Raw genomic sequence first — 21636 nt, 5'->3', positions numbered from 1 at the left:
ATAATAATCAAGTGTGAACAGCTATTTATCGTTGGCTTGTCCGACAATCGCGTACTTCCTCACCATTCCACGTAATTGGTTGTAGGTTAACCCTAGTAATTCTGCTGCTTGTTTCTGATTATACTTGCTCTGTTTTAAGGCTTGGTTGAGAAGCTTAATGTCTTGTTGTTCTTGCCATGCTTTGTAGTCAAGCGGCAAAGAAAATGAGCTTTCAGATGAAGTATGGCTGTTGGCTGGATCATTGCCAATTTCTAGTGTGGAATTTTGCTCAGTTTGCCATGCTGGCTTGAATGGGTTAAATACCAAAGATTCAATAGGATATGGATTCTTACCATGCTGATAGATAGCACGTTCGATGACGTTTTTGAGTTCTCTCACATTTCCCGGCCAAGAGTAATCTAACAATGATTCAACGGCGGAAGGGGCGAAGCCAACAAATAACTCAAGTTCCAATTCTCGACACATTTTAATGGCGTAGTATTCGGCGAGTAGTGTGATGTCTTCTTTACGCTCACGAAGAGGCGGGATAGTAATCACGTCAAACGCCAGTCTATCTAATAGGTCGGCTCTGAATTCGCCTTTTAGCGCCATATCTGGCAAGTCGGCATTGGTCGCGCACACCAGTCTTACATTCGCACTTAGCGCTTTTTGGCCGCCGACACGTTCGTACTGACCGTACTCAATAACACGCAATAGCTTCTCTTGAACAGCAAGAGGAGTCGTAGCGAGTTCATCTAGAAAAAGAGTGCCACCTTCAGCTCTTTCAAAGCGACCTTGATGACGCCCTTTTGAACCAGTGAAAGACCCAGATTCATGGCCAAATAGTTCCGAATCAATAAGTCCTTCGCTCAGTGTTGAACAGTTCAGTGAGATCAAGGGTTGATCCCAGCGTCTTGAAAGGTAATGCAGCCTTTGAGCGATCAGTTCTTTACCTGTACCACGCTCCCCGATGATCAGAATGGGCCTTTCAATGGGTGCTAACTGAGAAACTTTATCCAAAACAGAGAGAAAGCTAGGTGATTCACCAATAAGATTCTGCTGCATAGCGGGTCCTTGTGTGGTTTGAGCGCTGGTTGATGTTATTAGAGAGCTCTATTTAAATAGCTTAAGCAAGAGAGTAGTGGTGAAAAATACCAATACTTGGCTAAATTCATCATAGCATGTATGAACTCAATCACCATTTTATTGTAAGTGATTGATAATAAATGGCTTAAAAGTTGGCACGCTACTTGGATTACTTATGGTAGGTTTAACAACAAACGTAAATTTTTGAGCAGGTGGATTGAGAAGTCGAACCACGATTTAAAACACATTTGCCATCATTGTAATTAAGGAGTTCCTCATGGGTATTTTTTCTCGCTTTGCAGACATTGTAAATTCAAACATCAGTGCACTATTAGATAAGGCTGAAGATCCTGAAAAGATGATTCGTCTTATTATCCAAGAAATGGAAGACACCTTAGTTGAGGTTCGCACTAACTCGGCAAAAGCAATCGCTGATAAGAAAGAACTGGCACGTAAAGTAGAAGCCATCGAAAATCAGATTTTAGATTGGCAAAATAAAGCGACACTAGCTCTAACCAAACAACGTGAAGATCTTGCTAGGGCAGCGCTGATTGAAAAGCAAAAACTGGAAGATATTATTAAGAGCCTTCATACCGAGCAAACTTTGGTTCATGAAACGATCGAAAAATTAACCGGCGAAATTGGCAAGCTTGAAACAAAAATCGCTGAAACTCGCGCAAAGCAGCAAGCATTAATGATTCGTAATAATGCCGCTAGCAATCGCCGTGATGTTCAAAAACATCTTCATTCAAGTAAAACCCATGAAGCAATGGCGAAGTTTGAGCAATTCTCGCGTAAAGTGGATGAATTAGAAGCTGAAGCGGACGTTTACGCTAAAACAGGTAATGCAAAATCTTTAGACCAAGAATTTGCAGAGCTACAAGCTCAAGATGAAATTGAAAAAGAGCTGGCGAAACTGAAGCAACAAATTGAAAATCGCGATAAATAATTTAGGAGTTGTCTATGTCAACATTTCTAATTGCGGGCCCACTGATTGTTTTTTTAATTTTCGTGGCGCCGCTATGGTTATTCTTACATTACCGCAGCAAGAAGAAATCCAGTAATGGTCTTTCAGAAACCGATCTTCAGCGTCTTCATAAGCTTTCTGAGCAAGCGGAATCTATGCAAGATCGTGTAAAAACACTGGAAAAGATACTGGATGCGGAGTCACCTAACTGGAGACGAAACTATGAGTAGAGAACTGTATCGCGATCCGATCAACGGTAAATTGTCTGGCGTGTGTGCCGGGTTAGCGAACTATTTTGGCCTTGAAGTTTGGTTGGTTCGTATCTTGGTTATCTCTGCTGCATTACTTGGTGGCAGCTTCTTGGTCTTGTTAGCGTATTTAGCTTTAACGTTTATGCTTGAAAAACAACCACCTCAGTATGTCGATGAGATGAAAGCCAAGCAAGAGCACACGTTGAAGCAAAAACCTTGGGAAAAAGGGCAAACGGCAGAATCGTTATTGGGCACTTTAGAGGGTGATTTCCAGACGTTAGAGACCAGTGTACGCAACATGGAAGCTTATGTTACTTCTGACACATTTAAAGTCGATCGCGCATTTAAGAACATGTAATTTGTGACCCTAAAAATAATAGAGAACGGTTTAGGAAAATTTATCCCAAGCCGTTATTTTTTTTAATAATTTTGTCTAAATAAATATTACGATAACTGGTAACTTACATGTGATTAATCTATGTTAATAAGATACTTATAGATATGGAAGATCACCATGTACAAAGCCTCCCTAGTCCTATTGGTAACTCTGTCTGGGTTATCTGGGTGCGGTAAGGAGCTACCTCCGGTTCCAGAGCCCGAATCAAGACCTGCCAAGCTTTTCACTGTCTCCGTTGGTAATAATGCCTTTGAACGAAATTTCCCCGCCACCACCGAAGCGGGCGATAAAGCCGTGTTGGCGTTTCGTGTTCCCGGCTTGCTACAAACGCTCGATGTTACTTCTGGACAACAAGTATCAAAAGGCGAAAAACTCGCTATGCTCAACCCTGATGAATATCAGCTGCTAGAAAAACAAGCCAAAGCTAATTTCAAACTTACCGATGTACAGTACCAACGTGCGATTAAACTGCGTAAAGACAGAGTTGTCTCAGAACAAGACTTTGATCAAGCGAAAGCCAATCACAACTCTGCTCGAGCAGTACTTAATCAAGCCAAAGCAAACTTACGCTACACCACGTTAGTTGCGCCTTATGACGGCACCATTTCTATTATCCCTGCTGAAAACCATGAGTATATTGCAGCAAAGCAAGGGGTAATGAATATACAAACCAACCAAATCCTCAAAGTCGTCTTCTTATTACCTGACCAGTTAATTACTCGCTTTTCAGCAGGCTTTGAAACAGACGCAACTATGGTATTCGATGCTTTTCCTGAACATTTTTACGAACTGACTTTTCAAGAGGTCGATACCGAAGCGGATCCAAAAACAGGTTCTTATAAAGTTACCATGATAATGGAGAGACCGACTGATATTGGGATACTGCCGGGTATGTCTGGCAATGTTAACCTTGTTTCTGCACAAGCTGCCGCAACCAAAATTCCGACTTCAGCCATGATGATGGACGGAGACGATGTCTCGGTATGGCGTGTTAACAACGATGGTATCGTTGAAGAAGTTGCGATTGTTATCGATGAAAAACGTCATATTGTGTCGGGTTTAAATGACGGAGACCGCGTCGTGACTTCTGGTGTTAATGGACTCGAATCTGGCGTTAAGGTTCGTGAGTGGATCAAGGAAAGGGGGCTATAATATGAAGACAATTCAAATGGCCGTTGGTCTATCCTGTCTGGCTTTACTTACTGCTTGTAAAGACAAGGACACCACTGAAGTTGCAAAGCTTCCTCTCGTCAAAGCGATTGAAATTTCTGTTCTCGACTTTAATGACAAACTTTATTTTCCAGCGGTCGCAAACGCTGCGGAAAAAGCGCACCTTAGTTTTCGAGTTGCAGGTGAGATATTTCAGCTGGATGTTAAAGAAGGCGAGCGAGTTAAAGCTGGCGACATCATTGCGGAATTAGACCCTACCGATTACCAATTAGATGTCGACAACGCTCAAGCGCGATACACAGTAATTGATAGCCAATATAGGCGTTCGAGCCCGTTGGTCAAAAAAGGCTTATTGGCTAAGTCTCAATTTGATGAAATTGCCGCTCAACGCCAAATCGCGTATGCCGAACTTGAATTGGCAAAACTGCGTTTGTCGTTTACTAAACTGCGCGCCCCTGTCGATGGGATTATCTCCCGAGTCAGTGTTGACCAATATGAAAATATTCAAGTCGGTCAGCAAATCGTGAATATTCACAGCGTTGAAGATGTCGAGGTGATTATTCAACTTCCGGATCAAATGTACGTAAATCAACCCAGTGAGACGATCTTGGCAAACATTGAAGCTCTAGTGAGGGTGCCAAGTGGTAACGAATACTCAGCTGGGATAAAAGAGTTTACGACTGAACCCGATCCAAGCACTGGAACATTCACCGTAACGTTGGCACTGCCTATGCCCAAAGATGACTTGATTCTTGATGGTATGGCGGTTGAGGTCACTTCGCATGGCAGAGATATCGGCCTCGAATTGAAAGCTGGCGTTCTTATCCCAATTGAAGCGGTGTTTAATGCCGATGGGGATGATCTCACTCGTACAAATTCTTACGTATGGGTTCTCAATGATGACGACACGGTCTCTAAGCAACAAGTCGTGTTAGGCAAAGCAAATCAGAAAACATTACAAATTATCAAAGGATTAGAAATGGGGCAGCATGTCGTTGTTGCGGGCGTATCGCGATTGCGTGATGGGATGACAGTGGAAGTATTGTCTCAGGAGACGAACAATGAGTGAAGTGAATAACAAGCCTCAAAATGACGCTCCACAAGGTGATGACCAGATCACAGGTGTTGCGTCGTACTTTATACGTAACAAAGTCATCAGTTGGATGCTCTCGCTGATCTTTCTGATTGGTGGCGTTTCTGCGTTCTTTGGCTTAGGTCGTTTAGAAGACCCAGCCTTCACCATTAAAGATGCAATGGTTGTTACCTCGTATCCCGGTGCTACGCCACAACAAGTGGAAGAGGAAGTGACCTACCCACTAGAGAAGGCGATACAACAGCTGACTTATGTGGATGAAGTTAACTCTATTTCAAGTCGTGGCCTATCACAGGTTACGGTCACCATGAAAAACAACTACGGCCCCGACGATCTTCCGCAAATTTGGGATGAATTGCGTCGTAAGGTAAACGATCTCAAGGTGGAATTACCGCCCGGGGTGAATGATCCTCAGGTCATTGATGACTTCGGTGACGTTTACGGTATTTTGCTTGCCGTGACCGGTGATGGTTACAGTTATAAAGAGCTTCTCGATTATATTGATTACCTAAGGCGAGAATTAGAATTGGTCGACGGAGTCAGCAAAGTCTCTGTTTCTGGCCAGCAACAAGAGCAAGTATTCATTGAGATTTCGATGAAACGAATAAGCTCTTTGGGTTTGTCTCCAAGCACTGTTTTTAATCTTCTTTCGACTCAAAACATTGTTTCAAGTGCTGGTGCCGTACGAATTGGCGACGAATATATTCGTATCCATCCAACGGGTGAGTTTCAAAATGTTGAACAACTCGGTGATTTGATTCTGACTGAAGGTGGTGCTCAAGGGCTTATTTATTTAAAAGATGTTGCTGATGTGACGCGCGGTTATGTTGAAGTACCCACTAATATTATCAGTTACAACGGAAAGCTGGCTCTTAACCTCGGGGTGTCTTTTGCTCAAGGCGTGAATGTGGTTGCGGTAGGTGAAGCCTTTGACCGACGCTTGGCGGAGCTCAAGTATCAACAGCCCGTAGGAATAGACATTTCTGAGGTTTATAACCAACCAAAAGAAGTAGATAAGTCGGTCAGTGGTTTTGTTGTCAGCCTCGGACAAGCGGTTGCCATCGTAATTATCGTATTACTTTTCTTCATGGGTATTCGCTCCGGTTTGCTGATTGGTTTGATACTGTTGTTGACTGTTTTTGGCACCTTTATTTTCATGCAGTACTTCAAAATCGATCTACAACGTATCTCATTGGGCGCGTTGGTTATCGCCTTGGGGATGCTGGTGGATAACGCCATTGTGGTGGTGGAAGGGATATTGATCGGCACGCAAAAGGGACGATCCCGGATGCAGGCCGCCACAGATATCGTCACTCAAACAAAATGGCCACTGCTTGGTGCTACCGTTATTGCTGTAACTGCTTTTGCTCCAATAGGTCTATCTGAGGACTCGACGGGCGAATACTGTGGCACCTTGTTTACGGTTCTACTTATCTCGTTGATGTTGAGCTGGTTTACGGCAATTTCGATTACCCCGTTTTTCGCGGACATTTTCTTCAAAGGCCAGAAGGTTGATCCTGAGAACGAAGGTAAAGATCCATACAACGGGATGGTTTTCGTTATCTACAAAAACTTCCTAGAGTTTTGTATGAAACGAGCTTGGTTAACCATGTTTGTTCTGGTTATCGGTTTGGGTGCGAGCGTATACGGTTTTGGCTTTGTGAAACAAGCTTTCTTCCCATCTTCTACAACACCAATGTTCCAAGTCGATGTATGGATGCCGGAAGGGACGGATATCCGAGCGACCAACACGAAACTTAAAGTGCTAGAAAACTGGTTATCGGATCAAGATGAAGCCGAGCACATCACAACCACTGCGGGTAAAGGTTTACAGCGTTTCATGTTGACCTATTCACCGGAGAAAAGTTATAGCGCGTACGGCGAAATAACCGTTCGTGTGAAGAGCTATGAAGTACTTGAAGCGCTTATGCTTCGTTTCCGTGAACATGTTGATACACAATTCCCTGAGATCGATTACAAGCTTAAACAGATTGAATTAGGTCCAGGCGGCGGTGCGAAGATTGAAGCTCGTATTGTCGGCTCCGATCCAACGATTCTTCGTTCTATTGCCTCTCAGGTGATGGATGTGATGCGTGCGGATTCAGGTGCTTATAACGTTCGTCATGACTGGCGTGAAAGAACGAAGGTGTTAGAGCCTCAGTTCAATGAAAGCCAAGCTCGTCGTTACGGTATCACTAAGTCAGACGTTGATGATTTCCTTGCGATGTCATTCTCAGGTAAGTCGATTGGTGTGTACCGTGATGGTACTACGCTGATGCCTATCGTGGCGCGATTGCCGGAAGATGAACGTATCGACATTCGTAACATTGAAGGAATGAAGATTTGGAGCCCTGCATTAAGTGAGTACATTCCGCTACAGCAAGTGACGTTAGGTTACGAGCTAGAGTGGGAAGACCCGTTGATCATTCGTAAGAACCGTAAGCGTATGCTAACGGTTATGGCTGACCCGGACTTATTGGGCGAAGAAACAGCATCAACGCTTCAAAAACGTTTGCAGCCACAAATCGAAGCGATCGAAATGCCGCCGGGTTATTCACTCGAGTGGGGTGGTGAATATGAATCGTCGGCAGATGCGCAAGCATCATTGTTTACGACCATGCCTTTGGGTTACCTGTTCATGTTCTTGATCACTGTGTTCCTGTTTAACTCAGTGAAAGAGCCGCTGATTGTTTGGCTAACGGTACCACTCGCCTTAATAGGGGTGACGACGGGTCTATTGGCATTGAATACTCCTTTTGGTTTTATGGCGCTGTTAGGCTTCTTGAGTTTATCTGGAATGCTGCTCAAGAACGGTATTGTACTGCTCGATCAAATCGGGATTGAAATGAAATCAGGTAAAGATCCATATGTAGCGGTAGTGGATGCGGCATTGAGTCGTGTTCGTCCGGTATGTATGGCGGCGATCACCACGATTCTAGGTATGATCCCACTACTGCCTGATATTTTCTTCAAACCAATGGCGGTAACCATTATGTTTGGTTTGGGCTTTGCTACCGTACTGACACTAATTGTTGTTCCTGTGCTTTACCGTTTATTTCATAAAATTGAAGTAAGGTAATATCAGCAACCCTAAGAATGAATGCCCCTTCATGGGGCATTATTTTTTGCTAATTGCTAATTGCTAATTGCTAATTGCTAATTGCTAATAACTAATTGCTAAAGGTCAAAAGACCCTAAATAAAAGAGGCTTAAAATGGAAATGAATGCATCGGATCGAACGTGTGCATGGGCACTCAAGCATGAACTTGAAAGGGAATATCACGATAAGGAATGGGGCGTACCTGTTTACGATGACCAAGTCCTTTTTGAGTTCATTACCTTAGAAGGTGCGCAAGCGGGTCTTAGTTGGATTACGATACTTAAGAAGCGCGAAGGGTATCGCGCCGCATTTGATAACTATGACCTCAATAAGTTAGCGGCAATGAACGAAGACAATGTGCCACACATTATTGAAAACTTCGATGTGGTAAAGCACAAAGGCAAGATAGCTTCGGTATATAGCAATGCTCGTGCAACGCTTGAACTTCAGAAAGAGTTTGGTTCTCTATCAAATGCTTTATGGCAATTTGTAGATAACAAGGTGATCGAAAATCAATGGACAGAGATGTCGCAAGTCCCGGCTTCTACAGAGCAGTCTAAAGCGATGAGCAAATTTTTGAAGAAGAAAGGCTTTAAGTTTATCGGAGAAACAATCTGTTACGCGTTTATGCAAGCAACAGGTATGGTGAATGATCACGTACAAGGTTGTCCACATAAATAAAAATGTTATTTCACGATGAAAAATAATTGTTCAAAAATTGGAAAATTCACTAGCCATTTAGAAACTATTCAATATTATATGCGACCGAATTTAAATGTAGAAAGCGATAGTGAAACAACAAAACTACTCAATATGTGATGCTACTTATGATCCTTTACTTAGGCAGTTTGTGCGTGAAGATGGCCATGTAGAAACTATCGCGCCACTGGAAGGGAAGGTGTTCTTATACCTTCTAGAAAATGTCGGCGAATGCATTGAAAGAGGCCTGATATTTAACCAATGTTGGGGCAATGTGATTGTCTCAGAGCAAGCCCTCACTAATGTGATCTCTAAGTTGAGAAAGACTCTGAATAGAGTGACTTGTGGTTGTGCGACGATTCGTACCGTAAGTAAGACTGGTTACTCGCTGGAAATCGATGAGTCGATAAAGTCCGCGACAATTGACGCTTCATTTTCTAAGGTGAGGGCAAAGGAATTTGAAGTCAACTCTCTGTCTGAAGACTTAAATTCTCCGTCTGAAGCGTTAAACTCTAGGTCACAAACTTCTGTGTCCCAAGATGTGTCAGTGACAAAAGAAATCTCTACCGAAGTAAACTCGTCCAAGATAATTGAGCCAAAGCTAAACACGACCTCAAACCAAGAGTCAAACTCCGCTGAGTTAGATCTTTCAAAAACAAAAAGTAATACGTATTTCGTTAAAGCAGGTTGTCTGCTTGCGTTACTCTGTTTAGTTGTAACGGCTTTCAACCTTTACAACACTTACTATCAGCCATCGCCTTATTTCGTTGATAAAGCGGAATATAAAGATAGCTACACAGACAATACTAATCACTACTTCTTCCATATTGTTCGCAATGAAGCCTATTCGTTACCTGCAATTACTCAAAAACTCACCGATGCTATCCCTAGCCACTGTAATGTGGATGTCTTTGTTCGTATTTACCCATCGGTCGACCAGCCTGAGAATGACGCGTTATACATGTTGGTTCAAAGGAAGGATGGTGAGGCTTTCAATTATGGCGCGACGATTTTCAATGTAGAGACGTCTTTTGAGTCATTTGCAAAGCATATGGAAAAGAGGAGTAACTTTTGCGATTAATTGGTTTACTCATTCTATTGGCAATTGCTGCGGCGAGTTTTTTGTTAGAACAAAACTCATTGGCGGGCACTCGATGGCATTGTAAAACGCTCAAAACGGACTTCTTATCTCAGGCATTCCAACCGTATCAATCGCTTTATGAGCGCATGAGTATTACTTTTCAGTCGGATCAAACATTTAGTATGAGAGAGTTTGTGACGATCATAGAGAAAGACGGAAACGAAGGTACAATGGAAAATCTTTATTCCGGATATTACGGTCTTGATGGGAATCATTTATCGATGAGCATTATTGATATGAGAACCGCGACACCTTTTCATGACCCAATCATTAATCAGGAATACAGCGAGTACAAAGGGGTGACTATTGATTACTCTATCTTGGCCAAGGATCAGTCCCTGTATTTGTTCAATGAGCACCGTTCTGAAATCTTCAACTGGGCATGCTTTAAGGTTCAGAAATAGTATTGCTGATGACGCTTTATATAAAAAGCCAAATAAATGAAAGGCAGGATATACCTGCCTTTTGCGTTTCTAGATGAATTGTCAACGTAGATTAAACTAGAGCGTTGTAACGTTCCAGTCCGGCCTCTAGATCAGCAATTAGATCATCGACGTCTTCCAAGCCGATATGAACGCGAATCAAGGTTCCTTCGAAGTTAGGGTTTGCTACCGTTCTTAAGCTATCAAAGCTGCTCGGTTCGTTAGCCAGAATCAAGCTCTCAAATCCACCCCATGAGTAACCCATGCTGAAATGTGTCATACCATCAAGTAATGCTGTTGTGGCCTTAGTATTTGAGTTTTTTAAAACAAAAGAAAACAAACCATTACCACCCGTGAAATCTCTTTTAAAGAATTCATGGCCAGGGCAAGACTCAAGCGCAGGGTGACGAACATGGTCGACTTCAGGGCGGGTTTCTAACCACTTCGCGACTTTCAAGCTGCTTTCAGCATGTTGACGTAGTCGAACGTCAAGAGTACGGATACCACGAAGGGCAAGGTAAGCGTCATCTGGTGATACACATTGCCCCATCAAATAGCTCTGTTCTCTTAGTTGATCCCAGCATTTCTCGTTGGCAACAGCAGTACCTAGCATCACATCAGAGTGACCAACAATGTATTTGGTTGCAGCTTGTATCGAAATATCAACACCAAAATCAAAAGGTGAGAAGTTAACACCAGCCGCCCAAGTGTTATCTAACATAACGATGATGTCATGTTCATGAGCAATACGCGCTAGGGTTGGGATGTCTTGAACTTCCATAGTGACTGAACCTGGAGATTCGGTAAACAACACTTTCGTGTTTGGTTTGATAAGGTCTTGAATACCTTCGCCAATGGTTGGCGCGTAATAAGTGGTTTCTACGCCCATCTTTTTCATGATGGTGTCACAGAAATCACGAGTTGGTTCATAACAGGTGTCGACCATTAAGATGTGATCACCTGTTTCAACAAACGATAAGATTGCGTTTGAGATTGCTGCTGTCCCGCAAGGGTATAGTGCACAGCCTGTCCCCCCTTCAACTTCAACCATTGCATCTTGAAAAGCGAAATGAGTGTTGGTTCCACGACGTCCGTAAAAAAGCGTTTTGTTAGCGCGATTAATTGTAGCTTTGCGTTTTTCTTCTACTGAGTTGAACACGACAGTTGAAGCGCGTTGTACTGGTGGGTTAACGACACCATTAGTCCACTTCTTATCACGACCTGCAGTGATGAGCTTAGTGGTTTTGTTCTCGGACATGCTGTGAATTCCTTATCAATCGGTTATGTCCTATTTAAAACATGCGAGTAGCCATCAAAGCAAGAGGAGAGAGGGAGTTTTTACGGTTTTCTTTCGCTTTTTAACATTTCGTGTATTGGTGGTGAAAGGTTAAAAAGCGAAGGTATGACGTTATCCGTAACCACCAGTGGTCGGTGAACTTGAGCGGATTAAAGCAATGGGTTGAATAAATAGAACAATCTCTCAAAGAAGCGGTTGCGTAAGTTTCTTTGTTCCCATTGTTCTAATTCCACGGGATGAGAAGACTCAATATAGGATTGCTGTAAGTCAAACAACTGCTTGGTGAAGTGCACATCATCAACAGCAAGGGTGACTTCAAAATTGAGCCACAAACTACGCATGTCGATATTGACGGTTCCGATCAAGCAAAACTCTTCATCAATTACTACCGATTTGGTGTGAAGAAGCCCACCGTAAAACTCGTAGATTTTCACTCCAGCTTCAAGCAGTTCAGTATAGAAGGCACGAGAAGCCCATTTAACCATTAATGAATCGTTGTTATGTGGAATGATCAGTTCTACGTTCACACCACGTTGTGCGGTCATTTTAAGTGTTTCGAGTAAATCGGCACTTGGGACAAAATAAGGCGTTGTTATACGCACTGAACGATTCGCTTGATTAATGGCGATGGTCAGAACTTGTAAGATCAAATATTCCGGCATACCAGGGCCAGACGGAACCACTTGAACCGGGTGATGTGTCATGATTTCTTCAACTGGGCACTCAGGTATATCAGGGAGAATGCGTTCACCAGTCTCAACTTCCCAATCCCAACCGTGAATCGCGGATAACACGTTAACGGTTGGCCCAGTCACTCGGACCATCACATCAATCCATTGACCAACGCCTGAACTCTGTTTGAAGTGAGCAGGGTCGACCATGTTCATTGACCCGGTATAGGCGATGGACTCATCAATAACGATGATTTTACGGTGTTGTCTTAAATCTAGGCGACGTAAGAAAATACGCCATGGACTCACTTCTAACGCTTGTATTACTTGAACGCCCGCATCCCTCATCATTGAACGCCAGTGGCTTTTGAAAAAGCGTGGACTACCTGCTGAATCAAGTAAAACCTTAACATCAACCCCACGTTTTGCTGCGCGAATAAGTGCAGAAGCGACTGAATCCGTCAGGCCGCCAGGGTGCCAAATATAGAAAACCATCTTAATACTGGTTTGTGCATTTTCTATATCTTCGATAATTGAGTGCAGGATCTCATTAGGTGACGCTTGAAGTGAAAGTGTATTACCACTGAGCGCAGGGATACCCATCCTATTGTTACAAAGCTCATCAATTTTGTGGATAGGGGAGCCGACTTTGCCGGGAAGATGAAGCTGGCAATCATTTAATTGGCGGAACCAATCACCAAAGGGAGTAAACATACGGTGCGCGCGTTCAGCTCTTTTTCGGCCTAGGTTTAGCTCGCCAAAAAGGAAGTAACAAGCCACGCCAACAATTGGGATAATGTAGATAACCATTAGCCACGCGAGAGAAACGCTGACAGAGCGTCGTTTTAGTACGACACGAAAAGTCACACCGGCTACAAGAACCCAGTACAAAGCAACAGAGGCTAAAGTCAAAAAATGGTAGAGCTTTTCCACATTGAATACTCGAAAAAAGAGACACTTAGATAGTAATGCTATTTTACGGATATGGGAATTTACGGAATCAACTATTTACAAAATAGAGCAAAAGCTGTAAACAGGTTAAAGTTGTTAAGTTTTGGTTAACTTAAGAAGAAAACGATTGTTTTGTATGAAAAGTCGGCATTTAACCATAAAAATTTACATTGGTAACGAAATATGTACGGTTCGGACTTCCAATTTTATTCTTAAACTGGTTTACTTGCCATACAACGAGCGTCAATCAAATCTTTTAGGTGTGTAAATTTATTTGTACACCTTATCTTTTAAAGACGCCACCCAAAGCAAAACACAACATCACATAACACAAAAGTTTGGAGTACACGTGGCTACTAGTAATACAACCACAACACCCCGCGATACCTGGGGTTCGAAGTTAGGATTCGTAATGGCTGCAGCAGGTTCTGCTGTTGGCTTAGGTAACATCTGGAAATTCCCTTACACAGCAGGCGAAAGCGGCGGCGGTGCATTCGTTGCAATTTACCTGTTTTTTGTAATCTTTATTGGTTTCAGTGTCATGCTGACTGAATTTGCGATTGGCCGTCATACGCAAAAATCAGCAGTAGGTGCATTTAAATCGACTGACCGTCGTTGGACGTTCGCTGGTGTTATCGGCGTAGTGAGTGGTCTACTGATCATGGGTTTCTACCCTGTAGTTGGTGGCTGGTCTATCGCATACATCGGTAAAATTGCTGGTGGTCTACTAGACGCACCTGAAGCAATTGGCGACAGCTTCGGTGGCTTTATCTCAAACCCAGTTCAACCACTTATGTGGATGGGCCTATACCTACTGCTTAACGTTGTAATCGTTATGAAGGGTATTTCTGGCGGTATTGAGAAGGCAGGCAAGATCCTGATGCCACTTCTTTTCATCATCCTTATCGTGGTATCAATCAAAGGCCTAATGCTTCCGGGCGCGATGGCTGGTCTTGAATTCCTATTCAGCCCTGACTTCTCTAAAGTAGACAGCGGTGTAATCCTAGCTGCACTAGGTCAAGCATTCTTCTCACTAAGTCTGGGTATGGGTTGTATGTTGACATACGGTTCTTACCTTAAGAAGAAAGAAAATCTAGTTCAAACTACAGCAATGGTTACGGCGATGGATACAGGCGTTGCAATCCTAGCGGGTGTTGCAATGTTCCCTGCAATGTTCGCATTCGGTATGGAACCTGCAGCTGGCCCTGGTCTAGTATTCGTTGTTGTTCCTCAGCTATTCGCTGAAATGGGCGGTGTAATTGGTCTTCTATTTGCTCTTATGTTCTTCGTTGGTCTAAGTGTTGCGGCACTTACTTCTTCAGTATCGTTACTTGAAGTTGTGGTTTCTTACCTAATCGATGAAAAAGGCATGAAGCGTGTAACAGCGGTACTGTCTGCAAGTGTTGTAATGGCGATTCTATGTATCTTCGCTTCTCTATCACTTGGCGGCTTTGGTCCAACATTGTTTGGTACTGGTGCATTCGATATCTTCGACTTACTAACGGATAAAATCTTCCTAGCAGTTGGCGGTATGTTGGTATGTATCTTCGCAGGCTGGAGACTAAACCGTGCTGACCTAGAGAAAGAAATCACTAACGACGGTGAAGTCTCTTTCCCACTGTTCGGCCTATGGTACACACTCGTTAAGTACATTATCCCTGTAGCTATCGCAATCGTTGCGTTCATGGGTATCTCTTCTGGCTTCGACAGCGGTAAAGGTGCAATCATGCTACTAGGTATTGGTATCATTGCTGGCTCTGCGATAATTTCTAAGAAATTCTAATCGTAAGCTAAAATGAATTGATAAACGGGAGCCATTGGCTCCCGTTTTTTTATGCTACTAACTTAATTATCAAAGAAAAATAAATACTTAAAGTTATTGGTCTGGTAGCCGATATAATCAAAAGTGACAGCTGATTGAGCTGTTTTATTAGGTAGGTTTAGTGTGAAATTGTCAGTGAGAAAGAAACTTTATTTAGGCTTTGGCTCTATATTAGCTGTACTCATAATGTTGGTTGGTATCGTATGGGTTGAGGTTATCAATGCGCATAAGAGTGCCGATGAAATCAGGTTGGACGACGTACCTGGTACGGTGACCTATCTCGTGTTAATTGATGAGGCTGGAGATGTATATCGAGATGCACTGGGTTCGATTGTGCGGGTCGATAATGCACTTAATGATTATCGAACCAATAAAAACGAGTTTGCTCAAGCGATTGCTGAAGCAAAACGTTTAGAGAGCAGAGGGTCTGAAGATCATCGCCGTATTCAGCGTATTGAAGATTTGATGGGACGCTTTACTCAAGAGTTTGAATCGAAACTCGTGCCTAAGATCAGTGATGATCGAGCGCTACTGTCCAACATACAGCAGCTTCGATCTTTGTATGAACAAAATCTAATACCAATTGAAAACTTGCTTGATCAAGCGTCTGCAAATGAGCGAGCCGATACGGAACAATCGCTGCTTACTTTAACGGATTCGTTTACCACGATTGAACAAACCATCATGGTTTTGTCTGCCATTGCGATTGTCTTCGGCGGTGTTATTGCTCTTATCTTATCGAGCTCTATTACTAACCGTTTAACTCGTCTCGAACAAGTTGCACGACGCGTGGCAAATGGCGATCTGACGGCTGGAGACATTGTTGATGATTCTGGTGATGAGTTAGCGGATCTGGCTAAGTCGATTAATCAGATGCAGAAGTCGCTTGTCGATCTTTTAGGTTCAATATCTTCCGTTACTCACCAAGTTCAATCGGTGACTGGCGAGTTGTCATCAATCAGTCAAGACATCGTTTCTGGCGCTTCTGCTCAAGCGGACAAAGCAAACTTGATTGCGACTGCTGCAGAAGAGCTAAGCTTAACCATCTCTGAAGTAGCACAGCAGGGCACTTCTACCTATGAAGAAGCTCGTCGCTCAGAAACCTCCGCAGAAGATGGCCGCAATGTGATTGTTGAAATGGTAGCGAGCATCGAACAGGTGTCGGCTCAAATGAGTGATATGTCGGTGCAAATGAACACGCTCGGTTCACATGGTGAGCCGATTGGTAGCGTGATCAAAGTGATTGAAGATATTGCTGGGCAAACCAACTTATTAGCCCTGAATGCTGCTATTGAAGCCGCACGTGCAGGCGAATTTGGACGTGGATTTGCCGTGGTTGCTGATGAAGTGAGAGCGCTAGCAGAAAGAACGACGAAAGCGACACAAGAAGTGTCTGGCATTATTCAGTCGATTCAATCGGGCACTCAAGAAGCGGTTACTTACACTCAAGATAACTGTCGTTTAGTTGAGATTGGTGTAGAGCAAAGCTCAGGGGCGGTATCTGCACTTGAAGCGATTGTAAGTGGCGCAGCTAACGTACAAAGCATGGTGAATTCCATTGCTACAGCGGCAGAAGAGCAGACCGCTGTAACTAAAGAAATTGCAGCGGATATCACGGCGATCAGTGATATCTCTGAACAATCTTTGCAGCTAGCGACTCGCAGTTCTGAAAATACTTCAGGTCTGAACGCTAAGGTCGCTGAACTAGAAGCATTAGTCGGCAAGTTTAAACTGGCTTAGCGCTTAATGCGTGTTGGTTAAGGATTAAATATCCAGCACAGAAAGCAGATAGATAAAAGATAAGCCCAATGATTCAATGTTTATTGAGTCGATTGGGCTTTTTCGTAGCTGGAATCTGGGTTCAGACACGGTATACTCCCCGTTCTACAATGGAGCTAGCTTTTACATGTTCGATATCCTTCTGAACCATTCTGATTTTTTACTTATTAACAAGCACCCTGGCGTCAGCGTCCACAAAGACGATGGCGATACCATGTTGCTTCAAGAAGTTGCTAACGCGATTAATGAGCCTAAGTTATATCTCGTGCATCGCCTTGATAAAATGACTTCAGGTATTCTACTGCTAGCAAAGAATGCCTCGGCAGCAAGCGAACTTTCGCAACTGTTCGCAAAGCGTGAAGTGGAAAAATACTACCTTGCGATTGGTTCTAAGAAACCAAAGAAAAAGCAGGGCTTGATTTCGGGTGATATGGAACGTTCAAGACGTTCTAGTTGGAAGCTACTTGCCACCAAAGTGAACCCGGCGATTACCCAGTTTTTATCCGCAACGGCAGAACCCGGTGAGCGTTTACTGTTATGTAAGCCCTATACAGGAAGGACTCATCAGATCCGTGTCGCGATGAAATCGATTGGTTCGGCCATTGTGGGTGACCCTATTTATAATCCATCGAATGAAGCTGACAGAGGCTATCTGCATGCTTTCGCGATTCGGTTTACCTATCAATCACAAGCCTATGAATATGTCTGCGATCCAAGGAGCCTTGATTCCTTGGGTGAGAAGTGGCATCAAGGAACCGTGTCTAATGGTTTAGACAGTTGGCTTGAACCTTGGTCATTAACTTGGCCAAAGCTAAATACTAAGTGAGTGAAATAATGGAAGCATCAGCTTTACCTCTGTTTTTTGGTCATATTGAACAGCAACTTAATGAAGTGCCGAATGAACTGCGTCGTATTTTTCATGGTCGAGGTAAGTTTTGGCCAGGTCTAGAGCAACTGACATGTGATTGGGTTGATGGACAGCTATTGGTGAACGTATTTAAAGAGGTTGACGACGAATTCTTGTTACCTCTTAAAGCCGGTCTTGTCGATTTAACCAATAAAGATATTTGGCAAACTAAACAAGGTACTAGCATTGTATTGCAACACCGTTATGCAGACGGTGCGCCTTCAGAAGTACTTTGGGGAGAGCTAAACGACTCACCAGTTGTGGTTGAACACGGGCTGAAATACCAATTAGACATTGGTCGTAACCAAAATTTCGGTCTGTTTCTAGATATGCGTAATGGCCGTCAGTGGGTACAAGACAATGCTGAGGGTAAGAACGTTCTTAACTTGTTCGCATACACTTGTGGCTTCTCTGTCGCAGCTATTGCTGGTGGTGCTCGTCAATGCATGAATGTTGATATGTCACGTGGCTCGCTGAATAAAGGCCGAGATAACCACCGTTTGAATGATCACGATATGCGCTCGGTAAGCTTTCTTGGCTACGACATCTTTAAGTCATGGGGAAAAATCAAGAAGGGTGGTCCATACGAATTGGTTATCATCGATCCGCCATCTTTCCAAAAAGGCAGTTTTGCTCTAACCAAAGACTACAAAAAGATCCTACGCCGTTTGCCTGAACTTCTAACGGAAGGTGGTGAAGTGATTGCTTGTGTTAACTCACCCGTTGTATCACCAAACTTCCTTATTGAAACGATGGCAGAAGAAGCGCCAAGCGTTGAATTTATCGAACGTCTAGACAACCCACCTGAGTTTGTTGACGTTGACCTTGATTCAAGCCTGAAGGTGTTGAGATTTAAAATCGTGGCTTCTGCTGAAGCTTGATTCCATAATCTAATGGGTATTATCCGATACCAATATAGAAAGCGCCGCTCACAATGAGCGGCGTTTTTATACAAACAATAAACCAAATTACTTATCAGCTATCTTGAGTTTTTAATGTCTGAAACCCAAAATAAATACGCATAAACGTAGTCAGCCAACACGCAGCGCCAAAGATATACGCGATAACCGAAAAATGCTGAGGCCAAATACAGAAAGCAATAAAACAAGCGATGGTTTCTGTGCCCTCGGTTAATCCCGACATGTAATAAAGGGACTTATGTTTGTAGACGGGATTCTCGATACCACGTTTACCTGCCATCACTGCAAACGCTAAAAAGCTGCTGCCTGTGCCGATAAATGAAAAGATCAAAAACGCCCCTGCAATCGCGTTGTGTTCTGGGTTGGCAATGACAAAACCAAAAGGGATGAGTGAATAGAATAAAAAATCCAAGCTGATATCGAGAAACCCGCCAGCATCACTGATTCCTTGAATTCGAGCCAAAGCCCCATCAAGCCCATCGCACACTCTGTTAAATACAATGAAGCCTAAAGCCCAATCATATTGTTGTAATGCCAGCGCAGGAAAAGCTAAGCAACCAACTAAAAAGCCAAATAGAGTCGTTTGGTTTGCCGTGATGCCTGCTTGATTCAATAGCTTAGCTGATTGGTTTAGTGGCCACTTGATGACCTTGATGGAATACTTATCTAGCATGATGACTTCTCCATGGCCAAGAAAGCACTTGGGCTCCTTCTGGAACATCGGTTTCGTCGTGCGTTACCATTAGTGTAGGGATATTTGCTTTACTGAGCTGATCGAATACCCAATCGCGAAACTGCGTTCTTAACTCTTGGTCTAGCTTACTGAACGGTTCATCAAGCAGGGCCAGTTTGGGTTTGGCTAGCAGCATACGAGCTAAGCTTATTCTTGCTCTTTGGCCTCCCGATACTTGGTCTGGGAATGATTCGGCCAAGTGTGTTAACTCAATGTTTTTGAGTGCCTCCATCGCTTGATGTTGGCGAGCCGAGCCCTTAATTGAATTCGGAAGTGAGAACGCTAAGTTTTCCCATACTTTGAGGTGTGGAAACAACAGATCGTCTTGAAACAGAATACCGACCTTACGTTGATGTGAGGGAAGCTCATCAAGTTGAATGTCGTTTAAAACCACACTTCCTGTATAAGAAAACTCTTCATTCAAGTGCCCGGCAATAGCATCCAATAAGGTTGATTTTCCGCAACCACTTGGTCCCATTAAAGCCAACACTTGGCCTGATTCTAAAGTTACGTTTAGCGCTGAAAACAGCGAATCGCCCCCATTTTTATGAATGGCGAGGTCGTTGAGGTACAGACTCATTGGTTAGAAAACCTTTAAAAGTAAGACGGCGATATCTAAGTTGAAGTCGGCTGACTACTATCGCTAAAGAGAAAAAGAACAAAGGCAATAAAGCCTGCCAGATGGCGTAAATAGCGGTTACCCTGCGGTCGAAACCGCTGGTTAGGGCGACGGCTTCTGTGGTGATGGTGCTAATTCTACCTGCGCCTAGCATTAAGGTTGGTAAGTACTGAGCCAAACTCACACTGATTCCGACTGCCCACGCAAAAGTGATAGCAGGGAGCAGGATTGGGAGTTTGATGGAATACCAACTTTGCAACGGTGACTTTCCTAGGCTAAGTGAAGCTTTTATCAACCCATCATTGAAGCTTTTCCATGGGCCATCCAAAGACAAGTAAACAAACGGGAAGGCAAAGAAAACATGAGCCCAAATTACCCACAATTCATACGCACTGCTGCCGATATAAAGTGTCGTAACCTGTAACCCGAACAAGACAGAAAGCTGAGGGATTAACATTGGAATCGCGATAATAAAGCCAGGCACTTGCCATCTATGTTTGATGCGATATTCATGAGCAACCAGCGCCAACAGTAAAGCAATAGACGCGGAAGCAAGAGCAATCCATAAGCTTTGGCCAACGGTACTTAAGATGCTGTCCCATTCATATTCCCAAAATTTCAGGCTGTAGCGGCTCGGCAATAAGTCAGGAAAGCGCCAGCGTTGAGCAATGCTCCAAATCATCATCAAAGGAATAATGAACAATGACAATGCAGCAAGAATCGTAAATACCGTTTTTCCTGGTAGGTTCATTCCTGTTCTGCCGGAATACTGCCAAGATCTAAAGTGTTTGAGTAATGACCATTCAATCAGTCTTGCTGCAGCAATGATAAGCGATGCCAAAACAAATAACACAATCGCTCCGGCAGCAGCTCGCGGTAAAAGGTTGAGGTCAGGATCGCTAAACCATTGCCATACTAAGACTGCAAAAGTAGGAGGATTGGTTGGGCCAAGAATTAGCGCAATGTCGACAACGGATAAGCTGTAGGCGAGCACTGCCAACATTGGGAATCGTAGCTTAGTAAACCATTGTGGGAAAATTACCTTCCACCAAATTTGAGAACGGCTATAGCCCAATGAAGCACTGACTTTAGTAATACGTTCTACATCGATTTGTTGAAGTATCGATAGGCTCATCAGCAACAAAAACGGGATCTCTTTGAGCGCGAGCATAATGATCAACCCCAACGCGTAGGGGTCTTTAACCAGTAACGCGAGTTCAGAGCTGTTGCCAACTTCTCCGACCAATTGATGTACAGCTCTGGCACCAAGGCCGGTAGGGCTAAACAAAAAAGCAAACCCAATAGCAAAAGCAACATGTGGAATGGCGAGCATTGGGGATAATGTTAGCTCAATTTTTTTCCAAAAAGGCTTTCCCCAAGTCGCTTGAATAATACAAAAGGTCAGAAAGCAGGCGATGTAACTGCTCGCAAAAGCAGAAGACAAACTCAAACCAATAGAATGCCAAACGCCTTCCCATTGAAAGACTTGTTCAAAACCGTTGAGCGAAGGTTCCACTAAGCCTAGGGGCGGGATAAAGCTCAGTGACGAAGCCACCACTCCCGCAACCCCAGGAATCGTTGGGATTATGCACACTGCTATAACAACAAAATATAGGGCGTGTAGCATGAAAT

The 21636-nt window shown here is 43.5% G+C and carries 19 protein-coding genes; 13 read left to right on the top strand and 6 right to left on the bottom strand.

The genetic code is table 11. The annotated features are described in order from the left end of the window. Nucleotides 1-21 precede the first annotated feature (21 nt). Nucleotides 22-1044 carry a phage shock protein operon transcriptional activator gene (gene pspF, locus OCV36_RS10205; RefSeq protein ID WP_102551058.1) on the bottom strand — a complete coding sequence of 341 codons (1023 nt, stop codon included), beginning with the start codon at nt 1042-1044 and terminating at the stop codon, nt 22-24. Between the two features lie 298 nt (nt 1045-1342). On the opposite strand from pspF, the gene pspA reads away from it, so the two are divergent. From pspA to OCV36_RS10160, 9 genes are all read left to right on the top strand, one after another. Further along, on the top strand, nt 1343-2014 hold the full coding sequence (gene pspA, locus OCV36_RS10200; protein WP_017073364.1) for a phage shock protein PspA: 672 nt from the start codon (nt 1343-1345) through the stop codon (nt 2012-2014). Nucleotides 2015-2028: 14 nt separating this feature from the next. Next, nucleotides 2029-2262 carry an envelope stress response membrane protein PspB gene (gene pspB / locus OCV36_RS10195; RefSeq protein WP_009848775.1) on the top strand — a complete coding sequence of 78 codons (234 nt, stop codon included), beginning with the start codon at nt 2029-2031 and terminating at the stop codon, nt 2260-2262. After that, on the top strand, nt 2255-2641 hold the full coding sequence (pspC, locus tag OCV36_RS10190) for an envelope stress response membrane protein PspC (RefSeq protein ID WP_029224819.1): 387 nt from the start codon (nt 2255-2257) through the stop codon (nt 2639-2641). The genes pspB and pspC overlap by 8 nt, the downstream gene beginning before the upstream one ends. A gap of 156 nt (nt 2642-2797) precedes the next feature. Further along, on the top strand, nt 2798-3832 hold the full coding sequence (locus OCV36_RS10185) for an efflux RND transporter periplasmic adaptor subunit (protein ID WP_017073366.1): 1035 nt from the start codon (nt 2798-2800) through the stop codon (nt 3830-3832). Between the two features lies 1 nt (nt 3833). Beyond that, complete coding sequence (locus OCV36_RS10180) at nt 3834-4919, top strand: efflux RND transporter periplasmic adaptor subunit (RefSeq protein ID WP_029224820.1); 1086 nt, start codon at nt 3834-3836, stop codon at nt 4917-4919. Continuing rightward, entirely contained in the window at nt 4912-8022 is a 3111-nt protein-coding gene (locus tag OCV36_RS10175) for an efflux RND transporter permease subunit (RefSeq protein WP_017073368.1), read from the top strand. Before OCV36_RS10180 ends, OCV36_RS10175 begins: the two co-directional genes overlap by 8 nt. Before the next feature lie 135 nt (nt 8023-8157). Next, nucleotides 8158-8724 (top strand): DNA-3-methyladenine glycosylase I, encoded by a 567-nt coding sequence (locus OCV36_RS10170; RefSeq protein ID WP_135456565.1) that lies wholly within the window; start codon nt 8158-8160, stop codon nt 8722-8724. Between the two features lie 109 nt (nt 8725-8833). Next, entirely contained in the window at nt 8834-9823 is a 990-nt protein-coding gene (locus OCV36_RS10165; RefSeq protein WP_135456563.1) for a winged helix-turn-helix domain-containing protein, read from the top strand. Further along, a complete protein-coding gene (locus OCV36_RS10160) occupies nt 9814-10287 on the top strand; it encodes a hypothetical protein (protein ID WP_135456561.1) in 474 nt (157 codons plus the stop codon). The genes OCV36_RS10165 and OCV36_RS10160 overlap by 10 nt, the downstream gene beginning before the upstream one ends. Before the next feature lie 91 nt (nt 10288-10378). Here OCV36_RS10160 and OCV36_RS10155 read toward each other — a convergent pair whose 3' ends face one another. Together OCV36_RS10155 and cls are read right to left on the bottom strand one after the other, a co-directional pair. After that, a complete protein-coding gene (locus OCV36_RS10155) occupies nt 10379-11563 on the bottom strand; it encodes a cystathionine beta-lyase (RefSeq protein ID WP_135456559.1) in 1185 nt (394 codons plus the stop codon). A 188-nt stretch (nt 11564-11751) separates the two neighbouring features. Then, nucleotides 11752-13206 carry a cardiolipin synthase gene (gene cls, locus OCV36_RS10150; protein ID WP_135456557.1) on the bottom strand — a complete coding sequence of 485 codons (1455 nt, stop codon included), beginning with the start codon at nt 13204-13206 and terminating at the stop codon, nt 11752-11754. Between the two features lie 367 nt (nt 13207-13573). Here cls and OCV36_RS10145 point away from each other — a divergent pair, with 367 nt between their 5' ends. The 4 genes from OCV36_RS10145 to OCV36_RS10130 all read left to right on the top strand — a co-directional run bounded on the left by OCV36_RS10145 (nt 13574) and on the right by OCV36_RS10130 (nt 18613). Further along, on the top strand, nt 13574-15007 hold the full coding sequence (locus OCV36_RS10145; RefSeq protein WP_017073374.1) for a sodium-dependent transporter: 1434 nt from the start codon (nt 13574-13576) through the stop codon (nt 15005-15007). Nucleotides 15008-15169: 162 nt separating this feature from the next. Beyond that, the gene (locus tag OCV36_RS10140) at nt 15170-16786 is read left to right on the top strand and encodes a methyl-accepting chemotaxis protein (protein ID WP_135456555.1); all 1617 of its coding nucleotides are present in this window, start codon (nt 15170-15172) and stop codon (nt 16784-16786) included. A gap of 166 nt (nt 16787-16952) precedes the next feature. Further along, on the top strand, nt 16953-17651 hold the full coding sequence (locus tag OCV36_RS10135) for a TIGR01621 family pseudouridine synthase (protein WP_135456553.1): 699 nt from the start codon (nt 16953-16955) through the stop codon (nt 17649-17651). Nucleotides 17652-17659: 8 nt separating this feature from the next. Beyond that, nucleotides 17660-18613: a class I SAM-dependent methyltransferase gene (locus OCV36_RS10130; protein ID WP_135456551.1), complete on the top strand. Its 954-nt coding sequence runs from the start codon at nt 17660-17662 to the stop codon at nt 18611-18613. A gap of 94 nt (nt 18614-18707) precedes the next feature. Here the strand turns inward: OCV36_RS10130 and OCV36_RS10125 are convergent, their stop codons facing one another. Genes OCV36_RS10125 through OCV36_RS10115 form a run of 3 tightly spaced genes read right to left on the bottom strand, consistent with a single transcriptional unit; the run spans nt 18708 to nt 21631 of the window. Further along, a complete protein-coding gene (locus OCV36_RS10125; protein WP_135456549.1) occupies nt 18708-19325 on the bottom strand; it encodes a CDP-alcohol phosphatidyltransferase family protein in 618 nt (205 codons plus the stop codon). Then, nucleotides 19315-19965: an ATP-binding cassette domain-containing protein gene (locus OCV36_RS10120; RefSeq protein WP_017073379.1), complete on the bottom strand. Its 651-nt coding sequence runs from the start codon at nt 19963-19965 to the stop codon at nt 19315-19317. Before OCV36_RS10120 ends, OCV36_RS10125 begins: the two co-directional genes overlap by 11 nt. Further along, the gene (locus OCV36_RS10115; RefSeq protein ID WP_135456547.1) at nt 19931-21631 is read right to left on the bottom strand and encodes an ABC transporter permease; all 1701 of its coding nucleotides are present in this window, start codon (nt 21629-21631) and stop codon (nt 19931-19933) included. The genes OCV36_RS10120 and OCV36_RS10115 overlap by 35 nt, the downstream gene beginning before the upstream one ends. Between the last annotated feature and the right edge of the window lie 5 nt (nt 21632-21636).

The sequence above is a fragment of the Vibrio echinoideorum genome (genome assembly GCF_024347455.1).
Taxonomy (GTDB): Bacteria; Pseudomonadota; Gammaproteobacteria; order Enterobacterales; family Vibrionaceae; genus Vibrio; species Vibrio echinoideorum.
The sequence above is the reverse complement of the archived record's forward strand: the minus strand, read 5'-3'. Positions and strand labels throughout refer to the sequence as shown.